The organism is uncultured Dialister sp. (assembly GCA_900314595.1).
Taxonomy (GTDB): domain Bacteria; phylum Bacillota; class Negativicutes; order Veillonellales; family Dialisteraceae; genus Dialister.
The window spans coordinates 29,483-47,792 of record OMVW01000006.1 but is presented as its reverse complement, the minus strand read 5'-3'; the positions used below and the strand labels follow the sequence as shown (position 1 = coordinate 47,792).

16 protein-coding genes and 1 other annotated feature are annotated in these 18,310 nt (G+C 48.0%); of the genes, 1 reads left to right on the top strand and 15 read right to left on the bottom strand.

Annotated elements, in window-relative coordinates; genetic code table 11:
• Window positions 1–45: 45 nt before the first annotated feature.
• From QZN42_RS03695 to QZN42_RS03670, 6 genes are all read right to left on the bottom strand, one after another.
• Window positions 46–1,383: an AMP-binding protein gene (locus QZN42_RS03695; protein WP_296954381.1), complete on the bottom strand. Its 1,338-nt coding sequence runs from the start codon at window positions 1,381–1,383 to the stop codon at window positions 46–48.
• Window positions 1,383–2,591 (bottom strand): thiolase family protein, encoded by a 1,209-nt coding sequence (locus QZN42_RS03690; protein ID WP_296954380.1) that lies wholly within the window; start codon window positions 2,589–2,591, stop codon window positions 1,383–1,385. Before QZN42_RS03690 ends, QZN42_RS03695 begins: the two co-directional genes overlap by 1 nt.
• Window positions 2,588–3,091: a hypothetical protein gene (locus tag QZN42_RS03685; protein ID WP_296954379.1), complete on the bottom strand. Its 504-nt coding sequence runs from the start codon at window positions 3,089–3,091 to the stop codon at window positions 2,588–2,590. The genes QZN42_RS03690 and QZN42_RS03685 overlap by 4 nt, the downstream gene beginning before the upstream one ends.
• A gap of 54 nt (window positions 3,092–3,145) precedes the next feature.
• The gene (locus QZN42_RS03680; RefSeq protein ID WP_296954378.1) at window positions 3,146–3,682 is read right to left on the bottom strand and encodes a biotin transporter BioY; all 537 of its coding nucleotides are present in this window, start codon (window positions 3,680–3,682) and stop codon (window positions 3,146–3,148) included.
• A 126-nt stretch (window positions 3,683–3,808) separates the two neighbouring features.
• Window positions 3,809–5,104: a glutathionylspermidine synthase family protein gene (locus QZN42_RS03675; RefSeq protein ID WP_296954377.1), complete on the bottom strand. Its 1,296-nt coding sequence runs from the start codon at window positions 5,102–5,104 to the stop codon at window positions 3,809–3,811.
• Window positions 5,104–5,625, bottom strand: coding sequence for a hypothetical protein (locus tag QZN42_RS03670; protein ID WP_296954376.1), 522 nt, complete (start codon window positions 5,623–5,625; stop codon window positions 5,104–5,106). Before QZN42_RS03670 ends, QZN42_RS03675 begins: the two co-directional genes overlap by 1 nt.
• Window positions 5,626–5,765: 140 nt before the next feature.
• Between QZN42_RS03670 and queF the strand changes: the two genes are divergently transcribed.
• Complete coding sequence (gene queF, locus QZN42_RS03665; RefSeq protein ID WP_296954375.1) at window positions 5,766–6,260, top strand: preQ(1) synthase; 495 nt, start codon at window positions 5,766–5,768, stop codon at window positions 6,258–6,260.
• 123 nt (window positions 6,261–6,383) lie between these two features.
• Here the strand turns inward: queF and QZN42_RS03660 are convergent, their stop codons facing one another.
• The 9 genes from QZN42_RS03660 to QZN42_RS03620 form a co-directional block, all read right to left on the bottom strand.
• Entirely contained in the window at window positions 6,384–7,067 is a 684-nt protein-coding gene (locus tag QZN42_RS03660) for an energy-coupling factor transporter transmembrane component T (protein WP_296954374.1), read from the bottom strand.
• Window positions 7,064–7,882, bottom strand: a complete 819-nt coding sequence (locus QZN42_RS03655; protein WP_296954373.1) for an energy-coupling factor ABC transporter ATP-binding protein — start codon at window positions 7,880–7,882, stop codon at window positions 7,064–7,066. Before QZN42_RS03655 ends, QZN42_RS03660 begins: the two co-directional genes overlap by 4 nt.
• Window positions 7,875–9,362, bottom strand: a complete 1,488-nt coding sequence (locus QZN42_RS03650) for a tryptophan transporter (protein WP_296954372.1) — start codon at window positions 9,360–9,362, stop codon at window positions 7,875–7,877. The genes QZN42_RS03655 and QZN42_RS03650 overlap by 8 nt, the downstream gene beginning before the upstream one ends.
• Before the next feature lie 53 nt (window positions 9,363–9,415).
• Window positions 9,416–9,629: a binding site (T-box leader), on the bottom strand.
• Between the two features lie 268 nt (window positions 9,630–9,897).
• Window positions 9,898–10,317, bottom strand: coding sequence for a hypothetical protein (locus QZN42_RS03645; RefSeq protein WP_296954371.1), 420 nt, complete (start codon window positions 10,315–10,317; stop codon window positions 9,898–9,900).
• 736 nt (window positions 10,318–11,053) lie between these two features.
• Window positions 11,054–11,926: a mechanosensitive ion channel family protein gene (locus QZN42_RS03640; RefSeq protein WP_296954370.1), complete on the bottom strand. Its 873-nt coding sequence runs from the start codon at window positions 11,924–11,926 to the stop codon at window positions 11,054–11,056.
• Between the two features lie 109 nt (window positions 11,927–12,035).
• Window positions 12,036–12,884 carry a bifunctional 5,10-methylenetetrahydrofolate dehydrogenase/5,10-methenyltetrahydrofolate cyclohydrolase gene (locus QZN42_RS03635; RefSeq protein WP_296954369.1) on the bottom strand — a complete coding sequence of 283 codons (849 nt, stop codon included), beginning with the start codon at window positions 12,882–12,884 and terminating at the stop codon, window positions 12,036–12,038.
• Window positions 12,884–14,551 (bottom strand): formate--tetrahydrofolate ligase, encoded by a 1,668-nt coding sequence (locus QZN42_RS03630; protein WP_296954368.1) that lies wholly within the window; start codon window positions 14,549–14,551, stop codon window positions 12,884–12,886. The genes QZN42_RS03635 and QZN42_RS03630 overlap by 1 nt, the downstream gene beginning before the upstream one ends.
• Window positions 14,552–14,785: 234 nt before the next feature.
• Window positions 14,786–16,756: a penicillin-binding protein gene (locus QZN42_RS03625; RefSeq protein ID WP_296954367.1), complete on the bottom strand. Its 1,971-nt coding sequence runs from the start codon at window positions 16,754–16,756 to the stop codon at window positions 14,786–14,788.
• Window positions 16,753–18,303, bottom strand: a complete 1,551-nt coding sequence (locus QZN42_RS03620; RefSeq protein ID WP_363916193.1) for a CCA tRNA nucleotidyltransferase — start codon at window positions 18,301–18,303, stop codon at window positions 16,753–16,755. The genes QZN42_RS03625 and QZN42_RS03620 overlap by 4 nt, the downstream gene beginning before the upstream one ends.
• Window positions 18,304–18,310: the final 7 nt, after the last annotated feature.

Genomic DNA, 18,310 nt, shown 5'->3' with positions numbered 1-18,310 from the left:
ATATTATTATATTAACCGTTCTCTTCTGTAAAGACAATATAAAAATCATTTGATAAGACTTAATAGTTTCTTTTTATCCGTCTTACCGGTAGAAGTTCGGGGAATCACATCTACAGAAATAAACCGGGAAGGTATTTCCCAGAAAAAAAGATTTTTTGAAAGAAGTCGTACCAGGCCGGAAGAATCGGGAACATCTCCCGCAAGGAATGCGATCATCCGGTCATCCCCATGATCCTTTTTAATCGCAAGCACTTCAGCCTCTTCCACACCGGGAATCATGAGAAGATGAGCCAGTACCTTCTGCCTGGCCACATGGTTGCCCTGGATGAAGTACATATCCTCCCGGCGGCCGAGAAAATGAAGATATCCCTTTTCGTCCATCCTGCCAAGATCATGGCAGGTGAAAGGACGCTCAATTCCCTCTACTCCATAGGGCGTATCCACCCATATTTCGCCATCCTTTGTAGAGACGGATATCCCGGGGAATGGCTTTCCCACGGAATCCGGCGCATGAAGGATATCCTTTCCTTCAATATATGAGATATAACTGAGCTCGGAAGCTCCATAGTACAGAATAACTTTTGAACAGGGAAATACTCTTTCAAGCCTTTCAAAAAGAGCCGCCGTCATGAGCTGGGAACCGGTAAGGATATATTTCAGGGAATCAGCTTTCCCCTTTACTTTTGACAGGGGAGACAGTTTCGACGGGATGAGGTAAACGTGAGTGATTTCCTCATTTTTTATGGTCTGCAGCCAGGATTTTGGGAGGAGCCGGCCCGTGCAGTATAGAGATACACCTTCGGCCAGAAAAGCCATGGCCATATTCAGATTTCCCGTAAAAGCCAGGGACCCATGAAGAAAGAGCCGGGCCTTCCCATCTACTTCAAAGATACGGTTCTGAATTGGGAAGAAATCGGACCAGCTTTCCCCCTTCCGGAAGAAGATCTTTGGAATCCCGGTAGAACCGGAAGTAAGAACGCCGAAATCACTGTTCCTCTTCCCGGAATTTTTATTTTCGAGGATAAAAAGAGAATCTGACTTTATCATTGGCAATGCCGGGAAATCCTTTTCGGAAATAAAGAGGTCAATTGGTCTTTCCGTTAGAAGTTCCCGGATATCCTCTGCCTTCAGATATTCATGAACAAGGACCGGTATGCCTCCAGCCGCCTGGACAGCCAGAAAATAAAGAAGCTGATCGGCAGGATTGGTGAAATAAAGACCGCTCACTTTCCCTTCGACTGGTAGTTTTTTGAGAAAAGCGCTTCTCTTATTGATTTCTTCTGCCCCTTCCCGAAAGGTCATTTTCTTTTCATCACCGGAGAAAAAAAGAACATTTCCTTTTTCCCTGGCAAACCGGAAAATATAATCAGAAAACTTCATCATCAAACCTCGACTGGAAATGGAATTTCTGCGGCAGCCCTGAAAATGGACCGTCCTTTCCATGCGTTTTCATCCACATGGGAAACAAGGATAGCTTCCGCCACTCCCCCGGCCGCCGGAATGGATGCCATCCCATAGCGTCCATCTTCATGAGAGAGGATAGCCATGAGGTGAATCATGATTTCCGCACCGCTTGCCCCATAAGGATGGCCATAGGCCAGGGCTCCGCCCCAGCGATTGAGCCTCTCTGCCACATCGGGGTGATTTTTTCTGAAATCCGCAGAAATCACCGCAAAAGCTTCATTGTACTCAAAAGCGTCGATATCTTTATAAAATAAACCTTTTTCCGAAAGGAGGGCCGATACCGCACGGTCTGCGGATAAAGGCGGTACCAGCGGGTCACTGCCCATCATCTTCATACCCAGAATTTCAGCGGAAGGCAGAATGCCATGACGTTTGGCCCACTTTTCTGATACGAGAACTACAAAAGCCGCTCCGTCATTGATGGTGCATGTATTTCCCGCCGTCAGGATGCCATCTGTAAAATCAGTCACCCCGGGTGCACGGGCAAGAAGTTTTTTACTCATCCTTTTCCGAATCGCTTCATCCCGTCTGCTTCCATATAAAGGAAGAATGACTGAATTCAAAAGTCCTGCTTCTTCCACTTTTTTTGCCCGATTCTGGCTTAAGAGAGCAGCATCATCGGCCATTTCTCTTGTGATATGGGCTTCTTTGGCCGCCCGTTCAGCGCCAAGAAGCATAGCATCATCGGAAAATTCTTCCGGTATGAACTGGGCTGCTGTGAATTCAGGATTTCTTTCATGAGCCCTTTCATCATTTTCAGGATAAATCCGCCTCGGCTGGAGAGAGGCGGATTCCGCGCCTCCTGCAAAGACCACATCATTTTCCCCTGTCATGATGGAAAGGGCCCCCATATGAATAGCTGCAAGACCCGAGGCACATTGAAGATCGATGGTCAGGGCCGGCGTCCTTTCCGGAAGTTTCCCTTCCAGTGCCAGAAGTCTCCCGATATTTCCGCCCGGACCCACCGCATTGCCGCAAAAAAGCGCATCGGGCCCTTTGATTTCATATTTCTCGCAGAGGGCCTTTACGATTTGACCGCCGAGGACTTCGGGCCTTACTCTTTTGAAAATGCCATTTCTTACACCGATATGGGTCCGAAGTCCGCCCAGTATATAAACCCTGTTCATAATTTCTCCATAGTGAAACATAAAACATCCGTAAATCCCTGAATCCGTGATCCCTCTTCTTTCAGATACAGCGGTTCCCCGCTGCAAAGCGGATGATGGAAACGAAGCTTCACACTTTCTGCAGGATAAAGCTTTGCCAGTTCTTCCAGAATCTGAAAACCGCTGACCACAGGATGGGAAGACTGATGAATTTCATTGTGGTCTCCCATGGAAAGACTATAGGCACGAACCTCCCCGGGAGAAAATATCTTCCAGTACTTTCCGGCCGGTTCCGCCGGAAGTCCTTTCTGATTACCGGAAAAAGGAAAAAGAATAATGGAAATAGTTTCTCCGGTATCCCGGTCTCTCACAGAAAGCTTTACGAAACGTCTTTCCGAAAAAGAAGTTTCAAAATTTCCTCTGGAAATTCCATTTCCTGTATTATATTTCAGTTCTCCCATCACCATGCCCTGCCATTCCGGTTTCCACAGAGTGCAGAGCTTTTGAATAATTCTATGCATAAAATGCCTCGAATAAAAAAGGCGGAAAGCCTGCGCTTCCCGTCTTGAATCGGATCAGAAATCTCCCAGCAGTTTCCTGCGATACTTGCTGACCAGGAAGGACGCAAGAAGGATTTTTGCGAAATCCCCGGGGAGGAATGGGAACATGCACATCACCATAGCCGGCCAGATGCCCGTACCCGTCAGGAACATGAACCAGCCGATACCCATGATATAGCATACGGCAGTCCCTGCCAGAGTAGCAAGAAACATATTTTTGAAGGTATAACCCAGTTTTTCAGAAACAAGGCCCACTGCGAAAGCCATAGGCGCAAAGCCGATGATAAAACCGCCGGAAGGGCCGGCCAGTACCGAAATACCGGCACGCATCATGGAAAAGACAGGAACTCCTGCTGCTCCCAGAAGAAGATAAATGACGATGGCAAGGAAACCATACCGTTTCCCCAGAAATCCCCCTGCCATAAGGACCGCAAAAGTACCAAGGGTAATCGGCACCGGCTGGATCGGGATGGTCAGCTGGGAACAAACTGCAGTGACTGCAGCAAAAAGAGCACATAAAACCTGCATTCGAATCGTATGATTGTTATTCATGGAAATAATCCGCCTCCTGTATGGATTCATTATAAGAGGGGATGATTTATTTGTCAACTGTTTTCATTTGTGCGTTAACAAATAAAGTTCCATTTTTTGAGTTCAAAAGTATCCCAAATGTTCACTTCAGTACAATACAGGAATCCAATAGGCTTCATTGCCTGCAATCTTTTCTTCGCTGAACCGGGCATAGATAGCAGATGGTTTTTCACCCAGCATGAAACAGGAAAGAGTGATATATCCCTCCAGGATTCCCACATCCGTTTTCGTCACGATTCTCGGCTGGTTCACAAAACGCTGGACCAGGTTCGATCCGCCGTCCCGGCAGATCACATCTTCCGGTTCTTCCACTTTTTTCCGGTAAATGACCTGCCCCCTGCCATTGATGATTTCAATGCCCTTTCCCTCGCGGCCCCAGATAGGTTTTCGGATCCACTCCGAATCTTCCGGCATATCTCCCAGTCGGAAATCCCGCTGGAAATAACTTTCCGGGATGTATTTACGGATCGTTTCCTTTTCCTTTCCATTAAAGAAACTTCCTTCTTCCATAAGAGCATAGAGAAGGGCCTGAAATCCCTTCGACTGCATGATGAGACATTCCGGAGGATTCATCATTTTAAATCTGCCTGCCTTGTACCCGTCCATCATAAGCTCGCCCAGAGAAGAGCCATCCTGGTCCGCCGTTTCTTCAATGAGGATTTCCATGGGATGCATGCGATAGAGAAAAGAAACGGTCCTTCCATCAGGAAGAGCCACAGAGCCGTCAGGCATAATAGCCAGATTGTAGAAAGACTCAAAAAGGATATGGTCCCGCACATCCGGAGGCACCGCTTCCTTCATGGCATTCATGAGGAACAGGGTAGTCCCATAGTCTTCGATATAATCATCAAAGCAGCTGAAAAGGATGGGATGAGCCGAAAGGTCTGCCATACTCATGGTTCCGCAGCAGCGAAGGTACACATCCATCATGAAACTACGAAGACCGTTCATTTCAAAGGAATTGGGATTGTCCTTTTTGAAATATTTTGCCGCCACTCCATTGGCATAGTAAGCTTCGATTTCCGCGCAGGGTGTATCCGCATTGATTTCCACCATCTGAATGCGGCCTGACTTTTCATCAATGACGAAGTCAAAACGAGAAAGCCAGGTGGGAAGATCCTTCAGCGCATTTCCGGAATGGAGATAATGCTTCATTTTTGGCGGCATATCCATACTATCAAAGAAATCATCGCTCATTTCCTGAAACCGGCGGACTGCCTTCACAAAAATTTGAAAAAGGTCGCCGCTTACCCGCCGTATTTCTTCCAACTGTTTCCGTTCCATAATGAGGGGCAGGTGAGTGGGATAACGGAAAGGATAGCCCGGGTACTCCACGTAAGGAAATATTTCACGGTCTATATCATCCATAAAAGTCTTTTCCATCAGGACGCTCCCCCTCTCACGCCGGCCCCGCCAAAGCCTGTCTTTCCGCCGGCGGGTGCTTTTACTGTAGATTTATTGGACGAAGTGCCGGACTTATAGGAAGGATTTGCCTGCTTTGCACTATTGGTCGTTCCGTACTGCGGATTTTTCTGCTGCGTATAGGCAGGACGGTCATTGATGACAGTGCCTGAATTCCTGTCATAATGACCCGACCAGCCGCCCATGCCATGAAACATGAAATAACTCATCATCATGAGGGGAAGCAGATTGGACATGCCGGAAATATAATGAAGATTATCATTCTCATCCCTGCGGAAAGTCACTTCCTCCCCATTCTCATAGCGGGCCGTCTCCGTACCGTCCGGATTTTTAATAAGGTAATAAGTTCTCCCATTTTCATCGGTCAGCTTTTCTCCCTGCACCTGTTTTTCCTGCCCGCAGCCGGAAATCAGGACTGCCGTTCCGTTCAAAGCCATAAATGCCGCGAGGATGGCCGCTGTCTTTGCACTTTTATGGATCATACGAATCTCCTTTTATATAACCTTAAGCTTTTGATTCAATCATATCATATGAGAGACTGCGGGGAAAACTCTTTTCAGATGAACCCGGATGTGATATTCTTAGTACATATTACATAGAATTTTATTGATACGAGGTACTTATGACAGAAAAACGAGAAGGCCTGGATGAATTAAAACAGCTGGGCAGCAAAAACACAAAATACACGTATGATTACGATCCATCTCTTTTGGAAAGAATCCCTAACAAACACACAGACAGGGATTTTTTCATCAAATTCAACTGCCCTGAATTCACAAGTCTCTGCCCGAAGACGGGGCAGCCGGACTTTGCCACCATTTATATTTCCTATATTCCTGACAAGTACATGGTGGAAAGCAAATCGCTGAAGCTGTATCTTTTCAGCTATCGCAATCACGGCGATTTTCATGAAGACTGCGTCAATATGATCATGACGGACCTCATCCGTCTCCTCCGCCCGCGGTATATCGAAGTGTGGGGCAAATTCCTCCCCCGCGGCGGTCTTTCCATCGACCCCTACTGCAACTATGGCATTCCGGGGACTGAATGGAGAGATTTCGCAAGGTTCCGTCTCCTTCATCATGACATGAATCCGGAAAAAGTGGATAATCGGTAGTTGCCAGCGGTCAGCCGTTAGCAGTTAGCCATTAGCTATTAGCCTTTTGCCATTTGCAGTTAATTTTTCCAACACAAAAAGACTGTGGAAACATGGATTTCCACAGCCTTTTTTATTTCTATTTCAATATCCCAGTCTGATACGGGCATATATCACAGCCACAGTGATGAGGAAAGTAATGACCATGAAGAAATAATCTTTTCCTTTCGGAGCTACGCTTTCCATAAAGGTTCGTTTGGAGCCGCCGAATCCGCGGAGTTCCAGGGAGAGAGCCATAGTTTCGCTGCGTCCCAAAGAACGAAGCATAAGCGGACGGACGATGGACATGTACCGTTTGACCTGCTTGAAGAAATTTCCCTTCACCGCAAGGCCCCGGCAGGCCTGGGCTTCAGCCACGGCCCGGTTTTCCTCGATGAAATCGGGGATGAAACGGAGACCGGCAGTGAACATGAAAGCATATTCATAGGGTACTTTCAACTGACGTACCATGGAAGCGGTCAGATCCTGCAGTTTGACAGTTCCCAGAAGGTAGATGAAAATAATGGTCATGCCCAGCATGCGGAGTGCTGCCACGACGGATTCATACAAGGTACCTCCGCCTAAAACTTCAATAGCTGCCAGCATAACAGCAAAAACAATCAGCATGATAAGTGCTTTGAGATTTTTGAAAAGCTCTTTGGAAATCAAAAGGATCAGCACTTCCAGAATGCAGAGGGCCAGGAGGCTTTCCGGCCGTTTGAGAACGATAGCCCATACGGCAGTCCCTAAAGTCAGAAGAATTTTCGTAAGTGGTACAAGATTTCTCATCTGGAAGCACCTCCTTTCAGTTTCAGAAATTCTTTACAGAATGATTCCATATCCCTGCAGTAGGGAGAACCGGGAAGGCGTCTTCCCAGAAGGACGGCAGGCGGATAGGCCAGGCCCCAGTCTTCAGGCCGGTTGGCATCGGAGAAGAGGATGTCCGGCGTATCATCAAAAGCCACCTTTTTATTGGCAATAACGATGACTCTTGTGCAGTCTCTGGCCACGATATCCATATCATGAGTGACAAGGATGATGGTAATTCCTTTTTTCTGAAGACTTTCCATAAGAGATACCAGCCGTTTCTTTTCGCGCCCGTCCTGTCCGCTCGTCGGTTCATCGAGTACCAGATATTCCGTATTCATGGCAAGGGCAGAAGCAATGGCGACTCTCTGCTGATCGCCTCTGGAAAGGGTTCTTGGATATTCATCAGCCATGGCCGTAGTATCTGTATCTTCCATAGCCTTAGTGATAGCTTCTTCCAGTTCTTCTCCCCTTTTTCCCTGATGGAAGGGGCCAAAGGCGATTTCTTCACGGACTGTTGGCATAAACATCTGGCGGTCCGGCTGCTGGAACACATAGCCGATAAACCGGCTGCGGCGGGCCGCATCTTCCTTTGTCACGTCTTTTCCGTTAAAGAGGACTTTGCCGGATTCCGGTTTTTCAAGGCCTGTGAGAATTCTTGTAATGGTCGTTTTCCCGGAACCGTTTCGGCCGGTAATGGCCACGAATTCTCCTTTATCGAAGGTGAGATTCACATGATCCAGTATGATCGGTGTATTTTTTGTATACCGGAAGCAGATATCTTTCATCTCAAGCATGTGTTTCCCCTCCTTCTGCGAAATATTCATTCACCGAATACTGTGCATCCTTAATATTCAGGAATGGCTTGTCAAAAGTAATTCCTTCTTTTTCCAGTTCCAGCTGAGCCCTGTACATGTCGGGAATGGCCTCTTCGTAAATGTGATTTTCCGCCATGGCCCGCATAACTTTCTCGGGATTTCCCTGGCTCACGATTTCACCCTTATTCATGAGCACAAATCTTGTCGCATAGGGAAGGGCCGCTTCCAGATGATGTTCAGCCACAATAACGGTGAGTCCTTCTTTCTGATTGAGTTCGCCCACCATTTCATAAAATTCGCGAATTCCTTCCGGATCCAGGGCGGAAGTCGGTTCATCGAAAACCAGGACATCCGGTTCTTCGGCCAGAACTGCAGCCGCCACCAGTCTCTGGGACTGACCGCCGGAAAGGGTGGAAACTTTTCTTTCTTCCAGTCCGTCCAGATGGACTTTTTTCAGCGCTTCCCTGGAACGGCGCCTGATTTCATCCGGCGGGAAACCATGGTTTTCCAGGGTAAAAGCCATTTCCTCCCCTACCGTAAGGGTAACGATCTGGGCTTTATAATCGGAAAGAATGACACCGATAGAAGAAGCGAGATCAGCAATGGTATGCTGTGTCACAGCTTTTCCGTCAGTGAAAACCATCCCCTGCATGGTTCCCCCATAGTACTGGGGAATGGCACCTGCCATAGACATGAGAAGGCTCGTCTTTCCTGCGCCGTTTGGTCCGGTAATAACGATGAAATCTCCCTTTTCGACGGAAAGATTCACATCTTTCAGGGCCGGTTCCTTAGCGAAAGGATAAGTATGAGTCAGATGTTCCACACTGATGACTCCTTCCTTCTGCTGCTTTAATACCAGTCCGGAATGATCGCTGTCTTCCACATCCGATTCAGCCATGTAGTGCATGGACTTGAAAAGTTTCAAAGCCGGGAAATAAAGAAATGGTGTAATAACAGCATTGCCGATAGCAATGAAGAAAAGGGCCGGCATCATGCCATAGAGATAAACCTTGAGGGGAATCCCCATGACCAGGGTCAGGATGGACAGGAAAGTCCAGCCGGAAACGATGGTGGTCACAAAACCTGCCAGCATTGGGCGGAGAGAAAGCTTCCCGATTTTAATGGGCGGCACAGAGTGGACAAAGAAACCGGCCACATAGGCGCCGAAGAATTCAGAAGCAAAGTCGCCATAGGGGAAAGCAGATTTGGAAGTGAAGACTTCCATAAGGGCCGCTACCATACAGATTCCCAGGCACTGCTTGTAGCTAGGCTTTGTGAGAAGGATGGCCACCACATAGCAGGCAATCATCCAGTTCGGCGTAAAGCCGAAAACCGACGGTGATACAAGATGAAGAATCATGCCGATAGCCAGCATCAATGTAGAAATGGTGAGCCAGCGGAATTTACCCCCTCTCGCCTTGGTGTAGACAAGCTCTGATACATCCCTGACCTGTTCCATAATAACCTCCTGAAAAATAGAAATTAAAAAATCCCTTCATCCTCTGCTCTCAGCAAAGGGACGAAAGGAATATTTCCGCGGTACCACCCAAATTGACATAAGTCCGGCTCATTCTTGTAACGGAAGCTTTCCGTCAGCCTCTACCCCGCACGGCTCGAAGCTGCGCCTCCCGGGCCCATTCATAAAGACCGCCATGCCGGACTCCCACTCTCCCCGGCTCCCTTGAATGGCTCCTTCTTTACTACTCTCCCCGTTCATCGGTTTTATATTGATTCGAGTATAGCATTACTCCTTTAGGATGTCAATGAGAGGAAAAAAGTGGAAATACAGGTTCAAAATCTATAAGTAATGCAATCGTCCCCAGCACCAGGCCGACTAAACCAATGAGGCTGCCGGGGGTAAAATATCTATTCATAGAACTTCCTATCCCATACAGGATGACCGACAGTCCTTCAGATGATTCATCTCACCGGTTTCCATCTATCGGTCAGAGCGGTTTATTCCAACTTTTCATAATCATTGAATCCTCTACGGATCATTCATACAGTACCAAAAATAGTAAAAATACAATCCAAAGAACTATCGGTACCGCACTTATTTTCCCGAAGTCTACCCAGCGGCTGTAGTCCCGGGGCAAATCCATGCCCTCATATTTTTTCCTGTACTCTGCATTGAGTATTTTAATCCTGTTACCATACAAGACGGCTATCGGAAATAGTATGCCCCATACAAAGAAATATACGAAAAAAACAAACTTCCCGGTTACCTGGGAATAATTCATTTCATGCACAAGGCATCCCAAAAGTACTAAAGCGCTGAAAATCAGGCCGCAGCTGATATTGAGTCTGATTTTAAAGGCTCTCGATGCCATTTCTCCGTAGCACTTTTTCCATTCATAAAGCATGAAAATGCACGCCGTAAAGGAGCAAAGGTCCGGCATGATTTTCTGATCCATCTGATTTTATCCTTACCCGGTTCCTTCCCCTTTCATCACATTTTCACTTACTTGCTATAAATGAAAATGTGAAATGCATATAGAAAAATTTTATTTAAATTCTGCAAAAATATTTTCCTCTTTTTGTACTATATAGGCAGAGCGATGAGAAAGAGCTCCGGAGAAATTCTTCAAAAACCTGTATGTACACAAATCGATCGAAGCGGGCGGAAGGATGGATCCGATTAATTTTTTCAAAGCTCCCTTGCGCGCAAGAAACAAAAACCAAAACAAAATCCGGTCGAAAGACAGGAAATTCCAGAATTACACAGTTCTCTCACGACATGAAAAACTTGTCGGCCACCACTGTTCATACGGCAGCTCCGTCCCTGCATGTTCAGGCCAAAGTCCCTGCAGCCGATTGATTGCATACTGCTATTCCTGGATTTCCCGGTCTTTCGGCTGGATTTTTTGTGTTATTCATCTGTTTTATAGTTTGCGTCCATTTCCATTTTTGGATTGGAGATTTCGGGAAAGCGGCGCTGCTTTTGCAGTGCTTTTTTTATGGGACTTTTCCAGGCAGGTGGAAGATATCTCCTGACGCAATCCATAGCATGTCCCACATGATTATACCCGCTTTGCTGCTCCGATGGGAGTGGCAAAGCGGGTATAAGGATTGATCTGGTGATTTGTAAAATTTTTAACTCTGTCCGGATAGTTTTATGATGGTCAAAAAGATATCCGTCTCTATCCGGCTTTAGTCTTTTGCCTGATGGATGACCACCTGGGGGAAGGGAATATCGATACCTGCTTCATCAAAGGCCTCTTTGACTTTGATATAGAGATCATTCTGGGCATCGAAATATTTGACCCGGTCCACCTGGGCCCGTACGTAGATTTTGATGGAAGATTCTGCCATGGAATTCACGAAGATGGCAAGATTTTCTTTGTCTAGTACATAATCATTGGCGGTAAAGACTTCTTTCAGGAGGGCAATGCATTTACGAAGGTCCGTATCATAGCCTACGTCGAAAGTAAATTCCAAATTTCTCGTTTCAAAAGCGGAATAGTTGGTGATGACGCTGCTGATGAGTTTGGAATTCGGGAAGACGATCATCTGGTTGCTTAAGGTAGCCACATTGGTGTACATAATTCTGATTTCCTTTACCGTTCCCTGGGCGCCTCCGATAGACACATAATCGCCCACCTTGAAAGGCCGGAAGATAAGGATGAAAATGCCGGAAGCCACGTTTCCGATATTATCTTTAAGACCAAGGCCAATGGCAAGACCGATGCCGCCAAATGCAGCGGCCAGGGTCCCTGCGGCGACTCCGGCAGTCCCCAGGGCCACAATGGTCACAATCGCGAGGCAGAAGAAATAAATGATATCGGAAATAAATGTCTTTGCCGACGGATCCACCTTGGAGCGGTCCAGGATGTGTTCCACCACTTTTCTAATATACCGGCAGATGATGTAGCCGATACAGAAAAGGATGATGGCTTCCACGATGTCCATCCCCTTATTCAGGACAAACATTTTCATATCTCCGATAAATTTGGCGGTGATGCTGATTTCATCGGTCACCACTTTGGTCACTGCATTGGTTTCCATATATTTCCTTTCTATCATAAATGAAGAGAACTCCAGAAAAGTCCTATCCATTTTACCACAGAATACAAAGAAAAAGAATGTACCGAAGACAAATCGGTACATTCTTTTTGATTTCTTGGAGGAAATATTACTGTGCCAGCTGTTTCTCTCCGGCTGCAATGATATTTTCAATCACCATAGTGGTCGTAACGCTTCCTACTCCTCCGGGAACGGGAGTGATGGCTCCGGCGATTTCGGAAACTCCTTCGTAATCTACGTCGCCTACCGTTTTTCCTTCTACCCGGTTGATGCCTACGTCAATGACTACGGCTCCCGGTTTCACCATATCTTTTGTCACGCAGTTCGCATGACCCACGGCAGCTACCAGGATATCTGCCTCCCTGGTGATTTCTGCCAGATTCTTCGTATGGGAATGGCAGATGGTGACCGTGGCATTTTTCTTCAGGAGCATAAGGGACACCGGTTTCCCGATGACATTGCTCCGGCCGATGACCACTGTTTTTTTACCGTCAATATCGATATGGTAATAATCAAGAATGGCCATGACGGCTCTCGGCGTACATCCAAAGAGTCCTGCCTTTCCGCAGGAGAGACGGCCTGCATTGGTATCGGTGAGTCCGTCCACATCTTTATCCGGATGGATGAGGGCAATCATCTTTTCTTCGGAAATACCCTTCGGAAGAGGCATCATCATAAGGATGCCCGTGTATTTCCTGTCTTTAGACAAATCGGTAATGAGCTTTCCCAGCTCTTCTTCTGTCACGTCATCGCCTTTGCGGAAAATATCCGCTCCCATGCCATAGCCTTTGGCCACTTTCTGCATGAAGGACGCATACATGGCGGAAGGTTTGCTGCTTCCTGCCAGGATGATGGCCAGTTTGGGTTCATAGTCTCTGGCCCGCAAAGCTTCCAGTCTCTCTTTAAGAACCCCTTTCAGGTGCTCTGCGGTTTCTTTGCCATCCAGAACCAGTGCCATCAGAAGAGCCCCGTAATATTTCCGTCATCATCGACGTCAATCCGTTCTGCTGCAGGACGTTTCGGAAGTCCTGGCATGGTCATGACTTTGCCGGTAAGAACGACTACAAATCCTGCGCCTGCGGAAAGGCGGACTTCTCTTACATGAAGAGTAAAGCCGGTGGGTGCGCCAAGTTTTGTGGGATCATCGGTGAAGGATGCCGGAGTCTTTGCGATGCAGACAGGCACATCCCTGAATCCCATTTCTTCAATGTGTTTCAGTTCTTTTTCAGCAGCGCTGTCATACTGAACATTGGCTGCTCCGTAAATTTCTTTCGCAATGGTTTCAATCTTTGCCTTGAGCGGCTGGTTCACATCATAGAGCGGTTTATAATCGGAGCCTTTTTCAAGAGCAGCCAGGACTTTTCCGCCCAGTTCGAGTCCGCCTTTACCGCCGTTGACGAATACCGTGGATTCGGCCACTTCGACTCCTGCTTCTTTGCAGGCATCTTCGATGACTTTCTTTTCTTCCGGAGTATCAGCAGGGAACATATTGAGAGCTACCACTACCGGCAGGCCGTATTTCTTCAGGTTGGAAATATGACGCAGGAGGTTCGGCAGGCCTCTCTTCACGGCCTCCGGATCCGATTCGGTAAGTTCATTCTTTGCCTTACCGCCATTCATCTTGAGAGCCCGGATAGTTGCTACGAGGACAGCCGCTTCCGGTTTGAGGCCTGCAAAACGGCACTTGATATCCAGGAATTTTTCAGCGCCCAGGTCAGCGCCGAAACCGGCTTCCGTAACTACATAGTCAGCCAGGTGGAGAGCTGTTTTCGTAGCCAGGATGGAGTTGCAGCCGTGAGCAATATTCGCAAACGGTCCGCCGTGAATGAAGGCCGGTACATGTTCCAGTGTCTGGACGAGGTTCGGTTTCAGGGCATCCTTCATAAGGGCTGCCATAGCGCCCTGGGCATGGATGTCTCCTGCGGTAACCGGCTTATTATCATAGGTATAGCCGACGATAATCTTTGCAAACCGCTCCTTCATATCCCTGATGGAAGTTGCCAGGCAGAGGATGGCCATGATTTCAGAAGCTACGGTAATATCGAAGCTGCCTTCTCTGGGTACACCATCCGGATGACCGCCAAGGCCGACTACGATATGACGAAGTACACGGTCATTCATATCCATGACCCTGTTCCAGACTACTCTTCTGGGATCGATGCCAAGGACATTGCCCTGCTGGATATGGTTGTCCACCATGGCTGCCAAAAGGTTATGGGTAGCAGTGATAGCATGCAGGTCTCCTGTGAAATGGAGGTTGATATCTTCCATCGGTACGACCTGGGAGTAGCCGCCGCCGGCTGCGCCGCCTTTGATGCCCATGCAGGGCCCGAGGGACGGTTCACGAAGGCAGATCATGGTCTTCTTTCCAAGGAGAGCCAGTGCCTGTCCGAGACCTACAGTCGTAGTCGTCTTGCCTTCGCCTGCCGGAGTCGGGGAAATAGCGGTCACCAGAATGAGATGGCCCATCGGTTTCTTTTCCAGTTCCTTGGTAAATTTCAGAGAAATTTTAGCCTTGTAAGGGCCGTAATTTTCCAGATCTTCCGCCGGAATGCCGATGGAAGCGCCGATTTCCGTGATCGGCTTCATTTCTGCTCTCTGCGCAATTTCAATATCGCTTAACATTCTTACTTTCCCCCTTGAATAAAAACATGTTGAAATAAGAAAATAGCTATCTGTTTTAATTATAGCATAGTTATCATGGAATTTTACGAGCTGTAAAAGCCATGGCATTATTAAATTTTTCAATCTTTTTACATCGTTTTTCCCTCCATAAAAAATAAAAGCTGTGAAAATGTTCCTGCATCTTCACAGCTTTTTTGAAATTGAATTTTTTTAATTAATATTTCCATCCTGCCGTCAGTCATGATGGGTGAAATGAACTTTCACATTATCCCCTCTCCTGACTTTGGCGCCGATTCCCGGGGACTGGCTGTCTGCAAATCCGCTGCCTTCCGGCTGGAAGCCAAGACCTGCCCTGGTGAGCCATTCGCCCACATCCCGCATGGACCAGCCGGTAAAGCTGGGGAGGCGGAATTCTTTTGCATTTTCCGGTGGAAGTTTCGGCTTGTACAGCTCAATATCCCGGTTCTTCGGTTTTGCATGGACCTCTTTATCTTCAATCGTAGGCACTTTGAGGTAGCGCATGATCTGCGTCATGGCTTCCTTGAATACCGGCGCTGCGACCTGGCTTCCATAAAAGGCGCCTTTCGGCGTATCAAGGACTACAAGGCAGATGGCTTTCGGATCCTCTACCGGGCCAAATCCGCAGAATGAGGCGATATACTGATTCTTCAGATAACCGCCATACCGGGCATCGATTTTCTGGGCCGTACCTGTTTTGCCGGCCATATGATAACCCGGAACCTGGGCATTGTTACCGCCGCCTTCAGATATTTCCTTTTCCATCATATCTTTGACGTCATTTGCTGTTTTTTCAGAAACCGGTGTGCCGATGAAATCGACCGGTGTCACCTGATAATCGGTACCATCTGGATTTTTAATGGCATCGATGATATGCGGCTTTACCATTTTACCGCCATTGGCAAGGGCGCTGTAAGCCTGTACCATCTGGAGGGGAGTCACGGCTATGCCCTGCCCGATGGACATGGTCGCCACATCGATGGCCCGCATATCTTTCGGATTGAAAAGGATACCGCTTCCCTCACCGGGAAATTCAATGCCCGTAGGTTCACCAAAGCCAAAAGCTTTGGCAAATTTTGTCAAGGTTTCTCCGCCGGTCAGAAGACCGATATGGGCAAAACCGGTATTGATGGAGAATTTGATAATATCTACCAGCCGTACATCACCATAAGGTTCATCATTCCAGTTCCGGATGGCATGTCCGGAGGCCCAGACCTCACCGGGATCGTGCCAGACCCTTTCCGTATCATAGGTACCCGCTTCCAGAGCAGCGGCTGCAATGATCGGCTTGAATGTGGAACCGGGTTCATAAATATCCACCACTGCCCTGTTCTTGAATTCAGCCTCTGTCGCTTTATCAAAATGATTTGGATCGTAAGAAGGACGATTCCCCAGGGCCAGGATATCCCCGGTTTTCGGATCCATGACAATGATGATTCCCCCGTTGGCATGGGTGGAGGCCATAGCCCGGTCCAGGGCTCTTTCCGCATAAAACTGGATATTCTGGTCGATGGTCAGATATACGGACTTCTCTTTCTTTGCCTTGTAAGGAGCCATAGCGGATTTCAGGATCGGATTGCCTCTGGCATCGGTCAGGATTTTCTGTTTGTTTTCTCCGCCTTTAATGAGGGAATCGAGAGACATTTCCAGTCCATCCAGTCCCTTGTCATCAAGGCCTACAAAGCCAAGCACATTGGCTGCCATCGCACCGTTGGGGTAGAAGCGGCGACTCTCGTCCACAAAAGCAAAGCCCTGCCATTTATTTTTTTTGATCAGTTCAATGACTTTATCGGAATCTTCCGGATCCATCACCCGTTCCAGCCACACGAACCGGGTATCCTCCGACAAATCCCGGGCTAAACGCGCCTCATCTTTATGTAGAAGGGGAGCCAGTTCCCTGGCAGCTTCCTCAGGACTCACATTCATAATGCCGGGATCTGCAAAGAGGGATTTCACCATGACAGAAAAGGCAAGTTCCCTGCCATTTCTGTCATAAATCGTACCTCTCGGGGAATAGAGAGTCTGCAGGCCGGCGGTCTGATTGATAGCCATTTCCTCATAGCGATGTCCCTGCACCACCTGCACCCAGAGGAGACGCAATATAAGGGCAATCCCGATCAGGAAAAGAAATCCGTACAGCCAGATGCTCCTTTTCCTCATCAGTTTCCCCGGTGTGACTCTCTTCATGATCTCCTCCTCACATACCGCCTGGCCGCATCATACAGTGCTTCCGGCGTATTTTCCAGATCCCCGTTCTGCACGCGTAGAAGGAGATTGGCCATACCATCAGCTGCATGGCCTTCCAGTACCTTCGGTACTTCCTTATCGTAATTAAGCTCATGGGAAGAAACCGGAATGGTCATCGCCAGATCCTGCATATACCTGCCGAAAGCCGTATGACCTTCCGTCGCTGAAAGGGGACGGCCGCAGCCTATAATATCCGCGTTGCCCAGATCCGTCATCTCTTCAAAAGCTTCCGAGAGCTCCCGGGATGAGGGAAATGCTTTTTCCCTCGCCAGGGTGTGAACCCATTTCACCGCATTGGCTTCTTCAAAATTGGCAAAATAATGAAATTTCATATGATTTTCCACGAGCCATACCACATGATTCGTAAAACGGGCAGGCCTCTGCCAGCGGATAAGGATATCTCTCGCCATTTCGGCGCCTTTTGTATCATGCCCATAATCGGTATACCTGCCTTTGCGGATGGCCCGCACGCCGGGCATCCCTTTTCCCACATCATGAAGGAGCGCCGCCCAGCGGTTGAGAAGTACCGGTTTTGATGCTTCCAGCACGGCCAGCGTATGATACCAGCCGTCAAACTTATGAAATTCCTTCTGCTGCGGCAGACCTACCAGATGGGATAATTCCGGAAGGATGGGGATTTCCTTATATTCTCCATTCACTTTCAAACGGCAGGAAGTTTCATTGAGTCCCATGCGCACCATGAGATCAAAGCCCCGGGCCGCATGAGGAGAAACGATGAGTTTATCTATTTCATCTCTCACCCGCTCCAGAGAAAGTCCCGACACCCGCGGATAAGCTTCTTTCATACCATCCACGAGGGATTTATCTGCCATGAAGTCGAGCTGTCCCAGAAAGCGGCAGGCACGGAACAGGCGCAGCGCATCCTCCCGGAACCGCTGTGAGGAATCGCCTACGGTACGAAGCTTTTTATTTCCCAGATCTTTTAATCCGCCAAAGAAATCATAAAGCATGCCATGACTGTCAAGGGCCATGGCATTCACTGTAAAGTCCCGGCGGGAAACATCTTCCTTTAACGTTTCTGCAAAAGAAACACTCTCCGGCCGATGGGAATCAGCGCCATAAAATTCCTTTCGGAAAGTAGTCACCTCATAATTTCTCCCGTCCAGCACGATAATGACCGTACCAAACCGGCGGCCGCCCCCATCCACCGCTTTCCAGCCGCAATTCTCTGCCACAGCCATGGTTTCTTCCGGTCTGGCAGAAGTGGTAATATCCCAGTCATTGGGAGTCCTCCCCATGAAAAGGTCACGCACGCAGCCGCCCACCACATAAGCTTCTTTTCCGTCCTCTACAAGAGCGCGGAGAATCGCAAGGGCTCCTTTATCTATTTTTCCGGCCTTTTCTTCTTCCGGCATATACATACCGTCTTTATGAAGATAAGAAGAAATACGATTCATAAAACCCATGAGGCAGTCCTTTCCAACGAACACTTTTCCATTCTTTATGAAATCTATTATATACTTCATCGCCCCC

Excerpts from the sequence above, each read along its gene's own strand:
- QZN42_RS03660 (WP_296954374.1), bottom strand. The coding sequence starts at position 7,067 with ATGAGAAATCTTGTACCACTTACGAAAATTCTTCTGACTTTAGGGACT.
- QZN42_RS03625 (WP_296954367.1), bottom strand. The coding sequence starts at position 16,756 with ATGAAGAGAGTCACACCGGGGAAACTGATGAGGAAAAGGAGCATCTGG.
- QZN42_RS03690 (WP_296954380.1), bottom strand. The coding sequence starts at position 2,591 with ATGAACAGGGTTTATATACTGGGCGGACTTCGGACCCATATCGGTGTA.
- QZN42_RS03630 (WP_296954368.1), bottom strand. The coding sequence starts at position 14,551 with ATGTTAAGCGATATTGAAATTGCGCAGAGAGCAGAAATGAAGCCGATC.
- QZN42_RS03670 (WP_296954376.1), bottom strand. The coding sequence starts at position 5,625 with ATGATCCATAAAAGTGCAAAGACAGCGGCCATCCTCGCGGCATTTATG.
- QZN42_RS03635 (WP_296954369.1), bottom strand. The coding sequence starts at position 12,884 with ATGGCACTGGTTCTGGATGGCAAAGAAACCGCAGAGCACCTGAAAGGG.
- QZN42_RS03620 (WP_363916193.1), bottom strand. The coding sequence starts at position 18,303 with ATGAAGTATATAATAGATTTCATAAAGAATGGAAAAGTGTTCGTTGGA.
- QZN42_RS03695 (WP_296954381.1), bottom strand. The coding sequence starts at position 1,383 with ATGATGAAGTTTTCTGATTATATTTTCCGGTTTGCCAGGGAAAAAGGA.
- QZN42_RS03675 (WP_296954377.1), bottom strand. The coding sequence starts at position 5,104 with ATGGAAAAGACTTTTATGGATGATATAGACCGTGAAATATTTCCTTAC.
- QZN42_RS03645 (WP_296954371.1), bottom strand. The coding sequence starts at position 10,317 with ATGGATCAGAAAATCATGCCGGACCTTTGCTCCTTTACGGCGTGCATT.
- queF (WP_296954375.1), top strand. The coding sequence starts at position 5,766 with ATGACAGAAAAACGAGAAGGCCTGGATGAATTAAAACAGCTGGGCAGC.
- QZN42_RS03650 (WP_296954372.1), bottom strand. The coding sequence starts at position 9,362 with ATGGAACAGGTCAGGGATGTATCAGAGCTTGTCTACACCAAGGCGAGA.
- QZN42_RS03655 (WP_296954373.1), bottom strand. The coding sequence starts at position 7,882 with ATGCTTGAGATGAAAGATATCTGCTTCCGGTATACAAAAAATACACCG.
- QZN42_RS03640 (WP_296954370.1), bottom strand. The coding sequence starts at position 11,926 with ATGATAGAAAGGAAATATATGGAAACCAATGCAGTGACCAAAGTGGTG.
- QZN42_RS03685 (WP_296954379.1), bottom strand. The coding sequence starts at position 3,091 with ATGCATAGAATTATTCAAAAGCTCTGCACTCTGTGGAAACCGGAATGG.
- QZN42_RS03680 (WP_296954378.1), bottom strand. The coding sequence starts at position 3,682 with ATGAATAACAATCATACGATTCGAATGCAGGTTTTATGTGCTCTTTTT.